The 15,683-nt window shown below is 27.2% G+C and carries 17 protein-coding genes; 13 read left to right on the top strand and 4 right to left on the bottom strand.

Features of this window, described 5'->3' with window-relative positions; all coding sequences use genetic code 11:
• Nucleotides 1-21 precede the first annotated feature (21 nt).
• Entirely contained in the window at nt 22-474 is a 453-nt protein-coding gene (gene queD / locus B4E95_RS03230) for a 6-carboxytetrahydropterin synthase QueD (RefSeq protein ID WP_291065407.1), read from the top strand.
• Nucleotides 450-1,277, top strand: coding sequence for a UDP-2,3-diacylglucosamine diphosphatase (locus tag B4E95_RS03225; protein ID WP_291062699.1), 828 nt, complete (start codon nt 450-452; stop codon nt 1,275-1,277). Before queD ends, B4E95_RS03225 begins: the two co-directional genes overlap by 25 nt.
• On the opposite strand, the gene B4E95_RS03220 is transcribed toward B4E95_RS03225, so the two are convergent.
• A complete protein-coding gene (locus B4E95_RS03220; RefSeq protein ID WP_291089887.1) occupies nt 1,212-2,102 on the bottom strand; it encodes a DUF6427 family protein in 891 nt (296 codons plus the stop codon). The two genes, B4E95_RS03225 and B4E95_RS03220, sit on opposite strands and share 66 nt — an antisense overlap.
• Nucleotides 2,103-2,195: 93 nt before the next feature.
• Between B4E95_RS03220 and B4E95_RS03215 the strand changes: the two genes are divergently transcribed.
• The 9 genes from B4E95_RS03215 to B4E95_RS03175 all read left to right on the top strand — a co-directional run bounded on the left by B4E95_RS03215 (nt 2,196) and on the right by B4E95_RS03175 (nt 10,002).
• Complete coding sequence (locus tag B4E95_RS03215) at nt 2,196-2,384, top strand: hypothetical protein (protein WP_286486631.1); 189 nt, start codon at nt 2,196-2,198, stop codon at nt 2,382-2,384.
• A 139-nt stretch (nt 2,385-2,523) separates the two neighbouring features.
• Nucleotides 2,524-3,453, top strand: a complete 930-nt coding sequence (locus B4E95_RS03210) for a hypothetical protein (RefSeq protein WP_291062702.1) — start codon at nt 2,524-2,526, stop codon at nt 3,451-3,453.
• An 11-nt stretch (nt 3,454-3,464) separates the two neighbouring features.
• On the top strand, nt 3,465-4,013 hold the full coding sequence (locus B4E95_RS03205) for a hypothetical protein (RefSeq protein WP_159154756.1): 549 nt from the start codon (nt 3,465-3,467) through the stop codon (nt 4,011-4,013).
• A gap of 29 nt (nt 4,014-4,042) precedes the next feature.
• A complete protein-coding gene (locus B4E95_RS03200; RefSeq protein WP_159154757.1) occupies nt 4,043-5,365 on the top strand; it encodes a flippase in 1,323 nt (440 codons plus the stop codon).
• Nucleotides 5,366-5,376: 11 nt separating this feature from the next.
• Nucleotides 5,377-6,489, top strand: coding sequence for a UDP-galactopyranose mutase (gene glf, locus B4E95_RS03195; RefSeq protein ID WP_159154758.1), 1,113 nt, complete (start codon nt 5,377-5,379; stop codon nt 6,487-6,489).
• Entirely contained in the window at nt 6,482-7,258 is a 777-nt protein-coding gene (locus B4E95_RS03190) for a DUF4422 domain-containing protein (protein ID WP_159154759.1), read from the top strand. The genes glf and B4E95_RS03190 overlap by 8 nt, the downstream gene beginning before the upstream one ends.
• Nucleotides 7,259-7,265: 7 nt before the next feature.
• On the top strand, nt 7,266-8,066 hold the full coding sequence (locus B4E95_RS03185; protein WP_291089882.1) for a glycosyltransferase family 2 protein: 801 nt from the start codon (nt 7,266-7,268) through the stop codon (nt 8,064-8,066).
• 7 nt (nt 8,067-8,073) lie between these two features.
• Nucleotides 8,074-8,751 (top strand): acyltransferase, encoded by a 678-nt coding sequence (locus tag B4E95_RS03180; protein ID WP_291089879.1) that lies wholly within the window; start codon nt 8,074-8,076, stop codon nt 8,749-8,751.
• Nucleotides 8,752-8,754: 3 nt separating this feature from the next.
• Nucleotides 8,755-10,002, top strand: a complete 1,248-nt coding sequence (locus B4E95_RS03175; RefSeq protein ID WP_159154762.1) for an O-antigen ligase family protein — start codon at nt 8,755-8,757, stop codon at nt 10,000-10,002.
• Nucleotides 10,003-10,073: 71 nt separating this feature from the next.
• On the opposite strand, the gene B4E95_RS03170 is transcribed toward B4E95_RS03175, so the two are convergent.
• Entirely contained in the window at nt 10,074-11,198 is a 1,125-nt protein-coding gene (locus B4E95_RS03170; RefSeq protein WP_291089876.1) for a glycosyltransferase family 4 protein, read from the bottom strand.
• 107 nt (nt 11,199-11,305) lie between these two features.
• Here B4E95_RS03170 and B4E95_RS03165 point away from each other — a divergent pair, with 107 nt between their 5' ends.
• Nucleotides 11,306-12,388 carry a DUF1972 domain-containing protein gene (locus B4E95_RS03165; RefSeq protein WP_159154764.1) on the top strand — a complete coding sequence of 361 codons (1,083 nt, stop codon included), beginning with the start codon at nt 11,306-11,308 and terminating at the stop codon, nt 12,386-12,388.
• The gene (locus B4E95_RS03160) at nt 12,369-13,643 is read left to right on the top strand and encodes an O-antigen ligase family protein (protein ID WP_171622939.1); all 1,275 of its coding nucleotides are present in this window, start codon (nt 12,369-12,371) and stop codon (nt 13,641-13,643) included. Before B4E95_RS03165 ends, B4E95_RS03160 begins: the two co-directional genes overlap by 20 nt.
• Here B4E95_RS03160 and B4E95_RS03155 read toward each other — a convergent pair.
• Both B4E95_RS03155 and B4E95_RS03150 read right to left on the bottom strand, forming a co-directional pair.
• Nucleotides 13,636-15,063 carry an exopolysaccharide biosynthesis polyprenyl glycosylphosphotransferase gene (locus B4E95_RS03155; RefSeq protein ID WP_291089873.1) on the bottom strand — a complete coding sequence of 476 codons (1,428 nt, stop codon included), beginning with the start codon at nt 15,061-15,063 and terminating at the stop codon, nt 13,636-13,638. The two genes, B4E95_RS03160 and B4E95_RS03155, sit on opposite strands and share 8 nt — an antisense overlap.
• A 327-nt stretch (nt 15,064-15,390) precedes the next feature.
• Nucleotides 15,391-15,683: hypothetical protein (locus B4E95_RS03150; protein WP_291062717.1), on the bottom strand; the 293-nt coding region annotated here is incomplete at its 5' end.

The following is a 15,683-nucleotide window of genomic DNA, read 5'->3' as shown; positions in this document are numbered from 1 at the left end:
TAAAGTTTAGTACTAAATTTAATGAAAATCATTCGACTTACAAAAGCTTTTACGTTCGAAACTGCACATGCATTGCATGGTTATGACGGAAAGTGTAAAAATATACATGGGCATTCGTACAAATTATTTGTAACTGTGAAAGGAACACCTTCTGAAGACACAACCGATGTGAAACTTGGAATGGTGATGGATTTTGGGGATTTGAAAAAAATTGTGAACAAAGAAATTGTTAATCTTTTTGATCACGCTATTTTATTGAACGAAAATTCACCTCACAAAATATTAGGTGAAAAATTATTAGCAGAAGGACACAATGTTGTTTTTACAGATTATCAACCGTCTGCTGAAAACATGATTTTGTGGATTGTGGATAAAATCAAACCTCTTTTACCAGCGAATATCGATTTGGTTGCTTTGAAATTACACGAAACTGAAAATTCTTATGCAGAATGGTTAGCGGAGGACAACCAATAAACATTCAGTTAGAACCTGGTAAAAAAGCCTATTTTTCTTCGGATCATCATTTTGGTGCTCCGAATGAAAAAGATAGTTTGGTGCGCGAAAAATTGTTTGTAAAATGGCTTGACGAAATAAAAGACGATTGTGGTGTTTTGTTTTTGATTGGCGATTTATTCGATTTTTGGTTCGAATATAAACACGTTGTTCCAAAAGGATTTGTGCGTGTTTTAGGAAAATTAGCCGAAATTTCTGATCGCGGAATTCCAATTTATTTCTTTGTTGGAAACCATGATTTATGGATGAAAGATTATTTGGAAGAACAAATAAACGCAATTGTTTTTCGAGATAAGCAGGATTTTATCATCAATGGAAAAGAATTTTTTATTGTACATGGAGATGGAAAAGGACCTGGTGATAAAGGCTACAAACGCATGAAAAAGGTTTTTACAAACAAAGTTTGTCAATTCCTTTTTTATCTACTTCATCCCGATTTGGCAATGTGGTTGGGAATTACAGCTTCGCGAAAAAATAAAATGATTTCAGGAGACGAAGATGTTAATTTCTTAGGCGTTGACAACGAATGGTTAATCATGTATAGCCGCAAGCAATTGCATCGAAAATACTACGATTATCTAGTTTACGGACATCGACATTTACCAATGGAAATTGCTATAGGCAAAGCACGTCACATCAATCTTGGCGATTGGATTAACTACTTTACTTATGGTGTTTTTGATGGAAAAGAATTCGAATTAAAAACTTACCTCCGTAATCAAGGAGAAGAATCTCGGGATTCTATCATAAAAATTATAAATTAGCAAGCAAATCATAAAAACCCAAAGAAATGCCTCTTTTAGCCATTCTATTTTGGGTTTGCTTTCGCTAAAGTATCTTGTCAACATCAACATAATGCTAAAACCTAAAAAAGCAAGATAAGCATCGTTATTTCCTCCGTAAAGAATATACGTAATCAGCATTGTTCCAAACATAAAATGCATCAACAAAAAGATACGTTTCTTTTGTGCTGTCAATTTATTCACATTCTTGAAATGATTGATAATTGAATAAATTAGAATAATTGCAATTGGAACTAAAAACAATTGTTTCCATTCGAAATGCACCATTGTTAACATCAATTGTTCTTTATAAAAATCGAACATAAAGTAATAATCGAGCAGAAAACTAACTTGAGCAACGATTAATATTGGAAGAATAAATCCTAGAAAACCAAGAATAGGAATTTTTGGTTCTACAACTCTTAAAGTCAAGAAATAAGTAAAAACTACAATTCCTAAGAAAATAAGTGGCGGACTTAATAAAATTGCAAAGCTCATGAAAACGCCTATGTCAAAAGCGTTGTACGTATCGTTTTTTTCGGACTCAAAATAGAGTAATTGCACTGTTACATAAGTCACAAGCAACAAACTTCCAGCAATTCGATAATCTGATAATCCTGCAATAAAAGGCATTATCCACAAAATATAAGTAAACGTTGGATACGAAGAAGTCGAAATTAAATCATTTGTATTGTCGATATACCCTACAAAAGCAATCGTCAAAATTGTCAGGACTACGCCTAATTTTTCTAAATTACTCAGATCAATACTGTTAAAATTAGTAACTCCAAGTAACGTAAACAGCACAATGATAAAAATCTGTATAAAAAAATTCCTTTTGTCAAGTAGATTAACCAACATTTTATTAACTTTGATGCAAATTAAGCAATAAACTAGAATATGGGAGTTATAACTGATTTATTTTTTGCGATTGGTGATATTTTCAAATGGACTTTTGAAAACTTATTATCTCCAATTGGTGTTATCTTTGGATGGTTATTTACATTCATCGGATGCGCATTACTGGGATGGTGGTTATATAAAATCGCTAGCTTTGGAACCGAAAATGAAAAAAGATACGAAAGATAATTTATCTTATATTGTATAAAATATATTTTCGAATTAATTCGAAAAACCTCTTATAAAATTTATAAGAGGTTTTTTTATAGGACTACAATAATATATTAAAAATATCGTTTTAAATACTCACGTAAAATAATATTATAGAATGTCAAATACTAATTTTGATAAAGAACTAGATTTAAATAATATAATCACTTCATTTAGAAAAAATATTCAATCTTGCATATATAATTTTATAAATATTATATTCACTAATATATTAAAAGTATTAATCTTAATTATTTTAGGTATTGGTATAGGGGTTTTTCTTAATCATTACTTTACTAAACGAGTTTCAAAACTTATTGTTTTATCAAACAATAATAGTGTTGAGTACTTATATTCAAAAATTCAAAATTTACAATCTAATCTTAGCGATCCAAAAGCCAAGAAGTTTGTTATGAACATTAATCATGTTGAGATTACACCAATTGTAGATGTATATAAATTTACTGGAGCGAGGGAAAGTAATCTAGAAACCTTAAAAATGTATGCTGAGGATGGAGATATCATGAAAATGACAGAGGATAAGAATTTCATTAAAAATTATGACTCACATATTATTTCAATCAGTAATGGAAAAAATTTAGTTAGTGAAAAAACGATTAATGAGATCATTCATTATTTAAATAATGACCTTTTTTACAAAGAGTTATTAAAAATTTCTAAAGAAAATTATTTAAATAAAATTAAGCAAAATGAATTGTTAATTCAACAAATAGACATATTAATTGCTAAGTATAATACACAAGACAATAAAGGAGGACAACTTCTATATAATAATGAAAATTTACAATTAAATGATTTACTAAAAACAAAGGTTGATTTATTTAATGAAAATAATAATATTAAAATAAAATTAGTCGAAACAAAAAATACGATTAATTTATTGTCTTATGATTTGAATACCATCGTAAAACCAAAAGTAAATTTTATTTTATTCCTACCTATTTTATTACTATTTTTTTACTTTACGTTTATTTACATTTCGTTATTTTATAAAAACTTTAAAGAAACAACAGTCGCACAAAATTAATATATAATACAATGAATACTAAAAGATTAGTTATACTAGCTTCTTTTTTCTTAGCAACATACTCTTGTAATGATAAGAAAGAAAGATCAAAAGAATCAGATGGTTCAACAGAAGCTGCAGCCATTGTGCCTGGAATAAAAGTAACTGTTAATGCAATTGTTCCTCAATCAGATACGTTACAAATATATTACAGGTTGAATCCTACAGAAGATTATATCTCAAAACAATCTGTTAATGCAATTGTAAATGGAAGTGATTCTGCACAAAATATAATTTTTAACATTCCTGGCAATGATAAAATTACTGATTTTAGATTAGACATTGGAAATAATAAAAATCAGGGAAATATTCAATTCAAAAGTTTCAGAATGGAGTTAAACGGGAAATCATTCGTCACAAATGATACTATGTTTATTCAATACTTCAATCCTAATGATCAAATTGAATACGACAGAAAAACTTCCACAGCTAAAATAGTAAAAGGAAAGTCGGAGACTTACGATCCTCTGTTTATCCCAAGAGCACCCCTTAGTGAAGAAATTAACAAATTGTACAAATAATATTGACCTCCTGATGGAGGTTTTATTTTATGCGAAATAATAATAAAAAATTAGCAAAAAATGCTTCTTACTTAATAATCGTACAGCTTGTAAATCTTGCTTTACCATTTATTTCTTTACCTATAATTTCTCGAATTTTAGGCGTTGAGAATTTTGGTCTAATTAATTATGCAATAGCCTTTGTTAATTATTTTATTTTGTTAATAGATTATAGTTTTAATTTTACTGCAACTAGGCTAGTCATACAAAAATTGGATAAACCAAAAGAAGTTGAGAAGATTTTTAATCAAATACTTTCTACTAAAATTGTTTTATTTTTAATATCAACCTGTTTGTTCCTCATTATTATATACCTCGTTGAGCTTAATCACACTACAAAAATATTAATGAGTATAACATTTTTATATACAATTTCTACTGTTTTGAATAATAACTGGATGTACCAAGCTTTCCAAAATTTAAGTAAAGTAGCAATTTTTAGTCTTATAAATAAATTAACGTTTACAATATTAATATTATATTTCGTTCAGAAAAAAGACGATTTAATTATTTATTCTCTTATTTATAGCCTTACAGCTATTATAACTTCTGCCTTATCGTTTTACTACATTGTCAAAAATTATTCAATAAAATTTTCCTTTGTACGTGTAAAGGAAATATTGAACATTTTACAGAAAGAACATCTCGTTTTTCTTTCTCTCATCGTCATAAGTTGTTATACAACATCTAATATTATCATTTTAGGCATTACATCTTCAGCAACTGAAATAGGCTTATTTAGTTCTTCTGAAAAGATAATTGTCTTAATTACTACTATTCTAAATATTTCCTTTTCCCAAGCATTGTACCCTTATATTACCCAATCTTTTAATACAAGTAAAGAATTAGGAATCAACAAAGTTCAAAAGATTCTTCCCATCACAACCTCAATGGTTGCCATCTGTTGCTGCTTTACATTTATTCTTTCAGATTTTATTGTAAACATCCTGTATGGAACAGAATTTACTTCTGCAATCTTTTTAATTAAAGTCATGATAATAATCCCTATATTTATTAGCTTTAGTAATATGTTTGGTATACAGCTAATGTTAAATTTAAAATTAGATAAACAATTATTAATAATTACTTGTATAGGAGCATTTTTAGGAATTACATCAAACTTTATCTTAAGCAGTAAATTTCATGCGCTAGGAACATGTATTAGTTGGATTATTTCTGAATTCTTTATAACATTATTCATGTATATAATTTTAAGAAAGAATGGTATAAATCCTATTAATCTAAACTACTATCATCCGGCTTTTATCAAAACACAATTTAAAAGTTTATTGATGACTATTGTAAAAAAATGAATTAATATATCATGAAAAAAATTTTAATTGTTGGCGCTGGTTTTTCAGGAGCTGTCGTTGCAGAAAGATTATCACAACAAGCAAATTATAAAATACTGATCTTAGAATCTAGAGATCATATTGGAGGAAATTGTTATACAGAAAGAGATTCTGAAACAAATATTATGGAGCATAAATATGGTCCCCACATTTTTAATACGGATAATAAACATGTCTGGGACTATATTCAAAATTTCTGCGAAATGAAGCCTTTTGTTAATAGAGTAAAGTCTATTTATAATGGTAATGTATATTCATTACCTATTAATTTGCATACTATAAATCAATATTATAACAAAACGTTAAGTCCTGTAGAAGCTAAATTGTTTATTGAAAAAATTGCTGACAGATCAATTGAGAATCCATCAAATTTTGAAGAACAAGCGCTCAAATTTATTGGGAAAGACCTTTATAAAGCCTTTTTTTATGGTTATACAAAGAAACAATGGGGGTGTGAACCAAAGGATTTACCTGCTTCCATCTTAAAAAGATTACCCGTTCGATTTAATTACGATGATAACTACTACACAAATCCATATCAAGGAATTCCAAAAGACGGCTATACATCCATTTTTGAAAAAATGCTTACTCATCCAAGCATAGAAATTAAAACAAATACAAATTTTAATACAACTGATGATTATTCTGATTTCGATACAATCATATACACAGGTCCAATAGATGCATACTTTAATTTCAAACATGGGCGTTTATCATACCGAACTGTAGAATTTGAAAAACATATAACAACAGGAGATTATCAGGGAAATGCTGTCATCAATTATGCTGACCCTGAAGTTCCTTTTACAAGAATACACGAGCATAAACATTTTACTCCATGGGAAAGTCATGAAAAAACCATCTACTTTAAAGAATACAGCAAAGAAACCGGAGTAAACGATATTCCTTATTATCCAAAACGATTGAGTGATGATCTTCAAAAATTAGAATTGTACCAAGCCGAAATTGAAGAATTAAAAAATATCCATTTCATTGGAAGATTAGCTACATATCGTTATATGGATATGCATCAAGTGATTAAAGAAGCGTTGGATTTAAGTGAATTATTAATTAAAAATGGATAAAATAACAATATATACTGTTACACATAAGCAAGCACCTATTGTAGAAAATGATGTGTATAGACCTATACAGGTAGGAAGAAAAATTAATACAACCTTACCAGAATATATTGGAGATGATACTGGCGAAAATATTTCAAGTAAGAACCCTAATTTCTGCGAACTAACAGCTTTCTATTGGATTTGGAAAAATGATAAAGATTCTGATATCATTGGAATATCACATTATCGTCGATATTTTGATTTTAATTCGGCAAAACTTCAAAAACACATTACAGAAATTAGTAAAGACGATTCTAAAAAAGGTTTAAAACATATTTTTGAAGAAGCAAATACTAAGCAGATCATTTTATCCTTATTGCACAAGTATGACATTATTGTACCGCAAAAAAAACTTTGCAAAATAAATAGAATAACTCCAGCGTCCCTTGCTATGGATTACAAATTTACTCATCTTATAGAAGATTATAACATTATGATTGATGTTTTAAATGATCTTTTCGGAAATGATTTTGATTATGATATGTATTTCCGTAGACATTACTTTATCATCCATTACAATATGTTAATTGCAAAAAAGCAAGTTTTTATTGATTATTGTGAATGGTTATTTAAAATAATGGATGAATTAGAAAAAAGAATTCATATCAGCAGCTATACTTATCAAGCAAGAGTTTTTGGGTTTCTTTCTGAACGATTATTTACGCTTTACCTTCATCAAAAAAAATTAAAAACAAAGCACTTACCCATCTTATTTATTAACAATATATAAAATAATTATGTCGATATTATTATCTGTGATAATTGTAAACTATAACGGAAAAGATTATTTGGATAACTGTATACAATCAATTTATAACCAATTTTCTACCAAAAATATTGAAATTATAATTGTTGACAATAATTCTACAGATCAATCCGTTGCATTTATAAAGAATAGGTATAAGGATATTGTTTTAATAGAATCTAAACAAAATTTAGGTTTTGGAAAAGGAAATAATCTAGGTGTCAAAAATGCACAAGGTAAATACATTTTGTTACTGAATAATGACACCATACTTTTAGATAAAATCGATGATTGTATAACATATTTAGAAGATAATCATGACGTTGGTGTAATCGGAATAAATATGCTAAATGCGAAAAAAGAGTATTTACTAGCTGCAGGTAATTTTCCGAACGTTTTGAATTTAATAAGATTTAAAAAGCTTTTTAAATCAACTCCTGAATTTATTTCTGGAAATTTTTCTCAAAAATATTATGATGTCGATTGGTTAACTGGTTCTTTTTTAATGATGAAAAAAAATGTATATCAACAAATTAATGGATTTGATGAAGATTATTTTATGTATGTAGAAGACATTGACATTTGCAAAAAAATAGCTTCCATTAATTTAAAACGAATATTTATTGCGAACAAGAGTTACATCCATTTTGTTGGTTTTAACAGAGAAAAAAATAAATTTATTATAGAGGGGCTTAAGATATACATCAAGAAACATCATAAAAACTTTTTTGAGAATAGAATCCTTTCTTGTGCACTCATTTTGAGTAAAGTAATTAAATTTATTAAAAAGTAACAACAATATGTTTAAAAGGATATATCAAAATTTATTATTAAAATTTGGAAAGAATTATAAGCTAGATCCAAATATACCAGATCAATTAATCATTCAATTTTTACTGAATCGTCTAATCATGATTTTAAGAGGAATGATTATTTTAAGAAAAAAAACTTTTGTAGGTAAAAATTGTGTGTTTTTAAATAAAAAAGGGTTAAAGCTTGGAAAAAATATCACTTTTGAAGATTATGTAAAAATTGATGGATTTGCAAAAGAGAATGTAATTATAGGAAACAACTGTAAAATAGGAAAATTTTCATCAATTAGTTGTACAAGCCACATGTCCAAATATGGAAAAGGAATAATAATAGGAGATAACACATCATGTGGACAATTTTCAGAATTTGGCTCTGCCGGAGGTATTGTTATAGGTAATGATGTTATTATGGGGTCTTATATCAGTTTTCATTCGGAAAATCATAATTTTGACAACTCGAGTCTATTAATTAGAGAACAAGGCGTAACATCTAAAGGAATCGTTTTGGGGAACAATATTTGGGTCGGTGCAAAAGTAACTTTTTTAGACGGTGCAAAAGTAGGGAATAATTGTGTGATTGCAGCAGGAGCTGTTGTGAACAAAGAATTTCCTGATGATGTTATTATTGGAGGTATTCCTGCAAAAATTATAAAGCAAATCAATTAAAACATGTCTACAATTAGAATCAATAATTTATTCACTCAAATTGCCTTTATTATCTATCTATTTGCAAGTAAGTATTTGTTTCTTGAACTATCTTATTTGATCGGATGTTTTTTTTTAATCATTTCCATATTGATTTATAAAAAAATAAATCAAACTATATTATTTACTGTTCTAGGGCTTATTACTATTGTTTGTATTGGTCTAATTTCTGGACTCCTGAATGATAACATTATACCGACGAAAGCATATTTGAAAGACTTTGTCTATTTTACAAAGCCAATTATTGTTCTAACGACCTCATTTATTTTAATAAAAAATACTTCTGACATTACTTTTTTTTCAAAAGCAATTATCTATTTTGCTATAATCACAGCTATTATTCATTTACTCGGTGTTTTATTTTATATTCCACAAATTGGATTTAGTGTCGCAGGATTAAGAAGTAGATTAGGATTAGGAAATAACATTGAAGTTTTTGCTTTTATTTTACTTTTAATCAATGATAAAAATTCTATTCTTTATGTTAATATTAAGAATAAATTGATCTTAATATTAATTTTATTTTTCTCTATCGCTTTCTATTTTTCACGTACTGATTTTATATTGTTAATCATTTTATGGATTGGCTTAAAAGGATATTATCGCCCTAAACTAAAAACTTTTTCCTTTTTAGCAATTTTCATCATTTTCACCAGTGTATTATTTTATTCATTAAGTTTTGTAAATGTTTCATATAAAAATCAAAATGGTATAAATTCTTTTATCTACAAAATAAAAAATACACCTAATGAAATGTTTCAATCCAAAATTGATAAAAATGATTTACGAGATTTATGGCACAATTGGCGCGCTTATGAGGCAAAAATGGCAATTGATCAGACCAATGGATTTAGAAATCAAATGATTGGTAATGGATTTGGCTCTTTAGTAGATTTAAAAATTGAAGCGGAATTAGGCGAGAGAATTAGGCGAATACCTATTCTTCACAACGGTTATATTTATATCTATTTTAAAACAGGTTATCTAGGCATTATTGCATATATCATGATTTTTATTCACCTGTTTATGATTGGTTTTATAAAAAAAGACAGTGAAAAGGAGCTACACTATTTTATAGCCTCACTAAGTTTATGTATATTTTTCACAACATTTGTAATTACTGGAATATATAATTCTTTTGATTTATTGCTCTTATATCTTGGAGGTATTCTCGCTCTTTACAGTAAAACTAAGTCTCTTGTAAAAGCTTAGAGGGATATCTAATAATGAAATCCTTCCGATATTTACAGATCAATTATTGTCAACTAAAATCACTTAAAAAATCAATAAATCTTGAAAATACTACTCCTATGCAATAGAGAATGTAACTCAACAGCAGATGCTTCCCATGTATATTTTTTAGATATTTCTGATTTTATTGATTTTAAATCAGATTGATTGTTCATAACAAATTCTTCAAAAATAGAAGATAATTTCTCCGTGTTAAAATCAATTAAATATGTTTTAAACATTCCAAAATCACTCAGGGCTGTTGCATTATTACATAATACTGGAATTTCAGCAGCTCCAGCTTCTAAAGGAGGTATACCAAAACCTTCGCATAAAGATGGATAAACAAAAAAGTCCGCCGCTTTATAAATATCAACTAAAAATTCGTTTTCTATTTGTTCAAAGTACTTAATTTTATTTTTTATAGAATGATCTAGAGAATTAAAATAAGTAGAAAACTCATCTGCTTCTAAAGACTTTTTTCCAACAAAAACTAATTGATACTCTTGATTTACTTTTTTAGTATTAACGAAAAGTTTTAATAATTGTAATTGATTTTTTCGAGGTTCTATCCTACTTACATAAAGGATATACTTCTTGATTTTATATTTGTCCTCTATAATTTTTTGGACCTGTGATTTATTATAATTCTTTAAAAATTTTTCATTTACTCCATTTGGAGTCGTATAAATATCTTCAAGATTTAAATTAAAATGAGTTGAAATTCTTTTTTTAGAATATTCGGAAACGGTTAATAAGAGATCACATTTTTTTGCGCTCCAGCCAAACAATATTCTTCTTGATAATCGATAAAAAAAAGGAAAATCTTTTTTAAAATCTAAAAATAAAACATCATGAATGGTATTGATGTATTTACATTTTTGATTAGCTTTTCTAAAAGGTATAATGTACTGAAAATGCATATAATCATAATTCCTTGATAATTCTGCATATTCAGTAAACATACGTTTCCATTTGTTTTTCTCTTTAAAGACATAAAAACCCATCGTTGGAAAATCTCTGAATTCATTTTTTAATTCATCCGTCAAATCATCTATTCCATAAGTTATTTTTATACTTTTATCTAAAACTGATAATGCTTTATACAACTCGGTGATATATGTTCTTGTTCCCTGATATTCTCTATTTAGCAAATATCCATCAACAAATATTTTCATTCTTTAAACTTATTCTGCTAAACTATGACATTTTATTTAAACTCTTCTTTTTATCATTATTCTACTTTATAAAATTTACTTACTTTTATACACTTTTATACATAAAAATGACTAAAATAGCGATCTTTGGAACAAGAGGAATTCCGAATTACCATGGTGGATTTGAACAATTTGCAGAATTTTTTGCCGTTTATTTAGCCAATAAAGGAGAGGATGTTTATGTTTATAATTCTTCCATACATCCATACAAAGAACAGACGTATAATGGTGTCAAATTAATTCATTGTAAAGATCCTGAAGATAAAATGGGTACTCCTGGTCAATTTATCTATGATTTGAATTGTATTTTAGATGCTCGTAAGCGAAATTTTGATGTTATTCTTCAACTCGGCTATACAAGCAGTACTATTTGGTGGTGGTTAATGCCTAAAACAGCAAAAATCATAACCAATATGGATGGACTAGAATGGAAACGGAGTAAATACTCAAAAAAAGTACAGCATTTTTTGAAATATGCTGAAAAATTAGGCGCTAAGCATTCAGACCACCTTGTAGCAGATTCTTTAGGCATACAAAGCTATCTGAGAAATAAATATAACAAAGCATCAACTTACATTGCTTATGGCGCAGATGTTTTTACAACACCTGATGAATCTATCTTGAATAAATATCAAATAAAAAAAGGGGAATATAGCTTATTGATTGCGCGGTTCGAGCCAGAAAATAATCTCGAGATGATTTTAGACGGTGTATCAATCTCTTCGAAAAAAGAAACCTTTTTAGTCATCGGAAAACACGAAACGGCTTATGGAGAGTTTTTAAAAAACAAATATAAAGCCTTCTCAAATATTATTTTTACAGGAGGAATATACAACTTCGAAGAATTAAATAATATTCGCTATTATTCACGTTTGTATTTTCATGGACATTCCGTTGGAGGAACAAATCCGTCTCTTTTAGAAGCTATGGCTTCTAATTGTTTAATATGTGCTAACGATAATCAATTTAATAAAGGAGTACTGAAAAAAAATGCTTTTTATTTTTCTGATTCAAAAGATGTTAATCAGCTTTATACACATTTAGAAAAAGAGAATGAATTAGAAAAAATTCATCAAAATATAAATGCAATTCAAAACGAATTTAGTTGGGAGATAATAAATGAGAAATATTATGAACTTATTAAACAATAATATAATTACTAAAAGAAAATTTATAATTTTCGCCTTTTTATTGTGCCTTATTACTTTACCCTTTAAAAAATTAGGTTTTAATAATGTCGCCACTATTTTATTTGTTTTGGCATGTATTATAAATTATAAAGATTTAAAATTTACAAAAAATACTTTACTATTTCTTCCTATATTCTACTTCATATTATGTGTTTGTTCTTTATTTTGGACCATTGATATGTCCTCTTCATTAAAAGCTATTCCTAAAGAAGTAGGCTTATTTATTTTCCCTTTACTTTTTCTTTTTATTAAAAATTTTAGTCAAAAAGAGATACATAGAATAATGCTGTACTTCAGTTATTCTATGGCTATATATTGTATTTATTTACTTCTGAATTCTTTGATAAAGTATTTAGATGTTCATGATATAAATGTCTTTTTTTACCATGAATTAGTTACTCTAGAAGTCAATGCAATTTATATATCAGTTATCTTGGCTTTTGCATTTTTGTATCTTATTGTGAATCATCTGAAACGATGGTTTGATTTTGCTTCTGCAATATTACTTTTTATTCTAATTGTTTTACTCTCTTCAAAAAACATTATTATTATAACCGTATTCTTATCAATTTTAAGTTTTTTCCTTTTTAAAAAGAGAATACAAGTAAAAAAATTAACCCTTTTTATTGGGCTTGCTAGTATTTTATGTGTCCCATTTGCAAGTAAAATTATAGAACGTTTCAAAGCAGAATTCGTTGATGTTGATAATAACATTATTATGGAGGATGGAGTAGAAAATATTTCAATAAAAAATGCGTGGATACAAGAAGATTTTTCTAAAAACAGTTATTTTACCGGAACATCAATAAGGGTTTACCAACTTCGATTACTAGTAGAGTTTATACAAGAAACTCCTGTCGTCTTTTTTTCCGGTATGGGCATTAATGCTACTCAAGAAAAAATTAGAACAAAACAACAAGAAAGAGGTTATCTCGAGTATTTTGGTAATTTAAATTTTCATAATCAATTCCTACAATCTCATGCAGAATTAGGAATTTTAGGACTTATAATACTTTTGTCAATGTTAGGAAGTTCTTTTTATATAGCTATCAAAAATAGGGATTATAACTTTTTTTGTTTTGCAGTTCTAATGAGCAGTTTATGCATAACAGAATCTATTTTTAGTAGAAATAGAGGTGTGATGATTTTTATTCTTTTTTATTCTTTATATCATCAGCTTTATATAAAAAAAATATCCGATAAAAAATTTAAATAGCATTTTCATCTCCTTTAACAACTAACATAATTGTTTGGTAAATGATCTGTATGTCCAATAAATATGACCAATTACGTACATAATACACATCTGTTCTAATTCGCTTTTCCATGTCCTCATCAGAATCTATAGCTCCTCTATAACCTTTTATCTGAGAGAGACCTGTAATACCGGGCTTCACATAATGTCTAATATTATATCGATTGATTATATCTCTATAATAATGGTCTTGAGAAATCATATGCGGGCGTGGTCCTACAATAGACATATCTCCTTTCAAGACATTTATAAACTGAGGTAACTCGTCTAAACTTGTTTTCCGTAAAAACTTACCAATTTTTGTAACACGGGGATCATTTCTTTCGGTAGCTTTTATAGAATTATACTTCGTATCTATCATTGTACGGAATTTATAACAATCGAATTCTACTCCATTCAAGCCATTTCTTTTCTGTACAAATAATATATCTCCTTTAGAATCTAGATAAATCAATAATGCAATAATAGGAAACAGCCAACTCAACAAAAAGACACACACTAAACTTGCAAAAATAATGTCAAAAATATTTTTGATGATTTGATTAAATTTCAAATCAAGAGGAAACCTCTTCACTTCAAAAATAGGCAGAGTATCTATATAGACCACTTTCAATTCAGTAATTCCATTATATATTGAATCTGGAATATAAGATACATTTATTAGGTTCAATTCAGATAGACTCGCTATCTTATAAGTTAATTCTTTGCTCATTTCCCCTTTCTGTGAAATAAAAATCTTATTTATTTTATTTTCTGTAATATATTTTCTAAAATCTACTCCTTTAATCTTCAAGCAAAATTCATTATAGTAAATATCACTATTTCTTATCTCTTCATATAGTTTTATTCCTAAATCACTTCGTTCTTTCAAAAGACTGATAAACTTATTCGTATTATCATTTTTATCAATGATTAATATGTTCGCTAAATTTTGCCCTTTAAGGTGCAACTTTCTATAATAAATAAAAATCAGCAGGCGGGAAACTATTCCTATTGAAAAAAGTGCAAAGATATAGGCTATTCCTAATTGAGGAGAATATAAATCAGATGTTTTCAAACCAGAAATTGCAAATACAGCTACCGAAAAAAATAAAATTTGATAAATTATTTTTTTAAGGATGTCAACAAATTTTATCCTTCTTTGCACTTCATATAAAGAAACATTCTTTGCTATTAAAAACCAAATGACTAAAAATAACAAAAGTGCTTTATAATGAGATTTAAAAAGTTCAAAAAAAGTTGGTATTCTTTCTAAAGAATAGTCTTCCGTCCAAAAATATTGATATTGCAATTTCAAAAAAATGAAAAAGAAAATAATTAATGTTCCAATATCAATAAACTCTTGAAAAAAATAAAATTTTACATGTTTTCTTTGTTGCATTTCATTAATTAAATTATAGAAAATTTTCAATTAATACAAATTCTATAATAGATAGAATAGTTTTTTGTCTTAAGAACGCAAAAAAATCTCTTTTCTTATAAATTCTATTGCATAAATTATAATTCAATAATTCCCTACTTCTAGCTTTAAAAATATATTTTTCTTAATTCTTGTACATTTTGAATTATAATTCGTCAGTTTGAGTAGTTTTAAGAAATAATACTTTGATAAACTCAGTACAAGAATGAATAAAAATAGTATCGAGAATAGAATTTTATCTGTTCATTTGTAATAGATAGTTTGTTGCATAAAAACACATATGATACACTACCCCATATTCAAAAGATAAATATTATTTACTTTTTTTAAAATTTTAAACTTAGAGTTAAACCATTTATCTTTTATTATTTCATCATCTAAAACAGATAAATAGATGATTTTATTAGGTTCATCAAACATCCAATCTTCAAATTTATAAACATATAGGTATATTCCTTTTTTATAAGGGTTATATAAAGTATATTCTTGAGATTTTAAATTATTATTTGAAATGTAATAAATAGATTCTTTTAATTGAATCACTTCTTTAGCTGTTAATCCTGGATATCCTAACGAAAGTT

The organism is Empedobacter sp. UBA7494 (genome assembly GCF_002478465.1).
Lineage (GTDB): Bacteria > Bacteroidota > Bacteroidia > Flavobacteriales > Weeksellaceae > Empedobacter > Empedobacter falsenii_B.
Note: the sequence above shows the minus strand (reverse complement) of the source record. Positions and strands in the feature narration are given on the sequence as shown.

Bases quoted from the DNA above. Each gene is read 5' to 3' on its own strand.
- B4E95_RS03205 (WP_159154756.1), top strand. From the start codon at position 3,465: ATGAATACTAAAAGATTAGTTATACTAGCTTCTTTTTTCTTAGCAACA.
- B4E95_RS03200 (WP_159154757.1), top strand. From the start codon at position 4,043: ATGCGAAATAATAATAAAAAATTAGCAAAAAATGCTTCTTACTTAATA.
- glf (WP_159154758.1), top strand. From the start codon at position 5,377: ATGAAAAAAATTTTAATTGTTGGCGCTGGTTTTTCAGGAGCTGTCGTT.
- B4E95_RS03170 (WP_291089876.1), bottom strand. From the start codon at position 11,198: ATGAAAATATTTGTTGATGGATATTTGCTAAATAGAGAATATCAGGGA.
- B4E95_RS03180 (WP_291089879.1), top strand. From the start codon at position 8,074: ATGTTTAAAAGGATATATCAAAATTTATTATTAAAATTTGGAAAGAAT.
- B4E95_RS03190 (WP_159154759.1), top strand. From the start codon at position 6,482: ATGGATAAAATAACAATATATACTGTTACACATAAGCAAGCACCTATT.
- B4E95_RS03155 (WP_291089873.1), bottom strand. From the start codon at position 15,063: ATGCAACAAAGAAAACATGTAAAATTTTATTTTTTTCAAGAGTTTATT.
- B4E95_RS03165 (WP_159154764.1), top strand. From the start codon at position 11,306: ATGACTAAAATAGCGATCTTTGGAACAAGAGGAATTCCGAATTACCAT.
- B4E95_RS03210 (WP_291062702.1), top strand. From the start codon at position 2,524: ATGTCAAATACTAATTTTGATAAAGAACTAGATTTAAATAATATAATC.
- queD (WP_291065407.1), top strand. From the start codon at position 22: ATGAAAATCATTCGACTTACAAAAGCTTTTACGTTCGAAACTGCACAT.
- B4E95_RS03175 (WP_159154762.1), top strand. From the start codon at position 8,755: ATGTCTACAATTAGAATCAATAATTTATTCACTCAAATTGCCTTTATT.
- B4E95_RS03215 (WP_286486631.1), top strand. From the start codon at position 2,196: ATGGGAGTTATAACTGATTTATTTTTTGCGATTGGTGATATTTTCAAA.
- B4E95_RS03185 (WP_291089882.1), top strand. From the start codon at position 7,266: ATGTCGATATTATTATCTGTGATAATTGTAAACTATAACGGAAAAGAT.
- B4E95_RS03225 (WP_291062699.1), top strand. From the start codon at position 450: ATGGTTAGCGGAGGACAACCAATAAACATTCAGTTAGAACCTGGTAAA.
- B4E95_RS03160 (WP_171622939.1), top strand. From the start codon at position 12,369: ATGAACTTATTAAACAATAATATAATTACTAAAAGAAAATTTATAATT.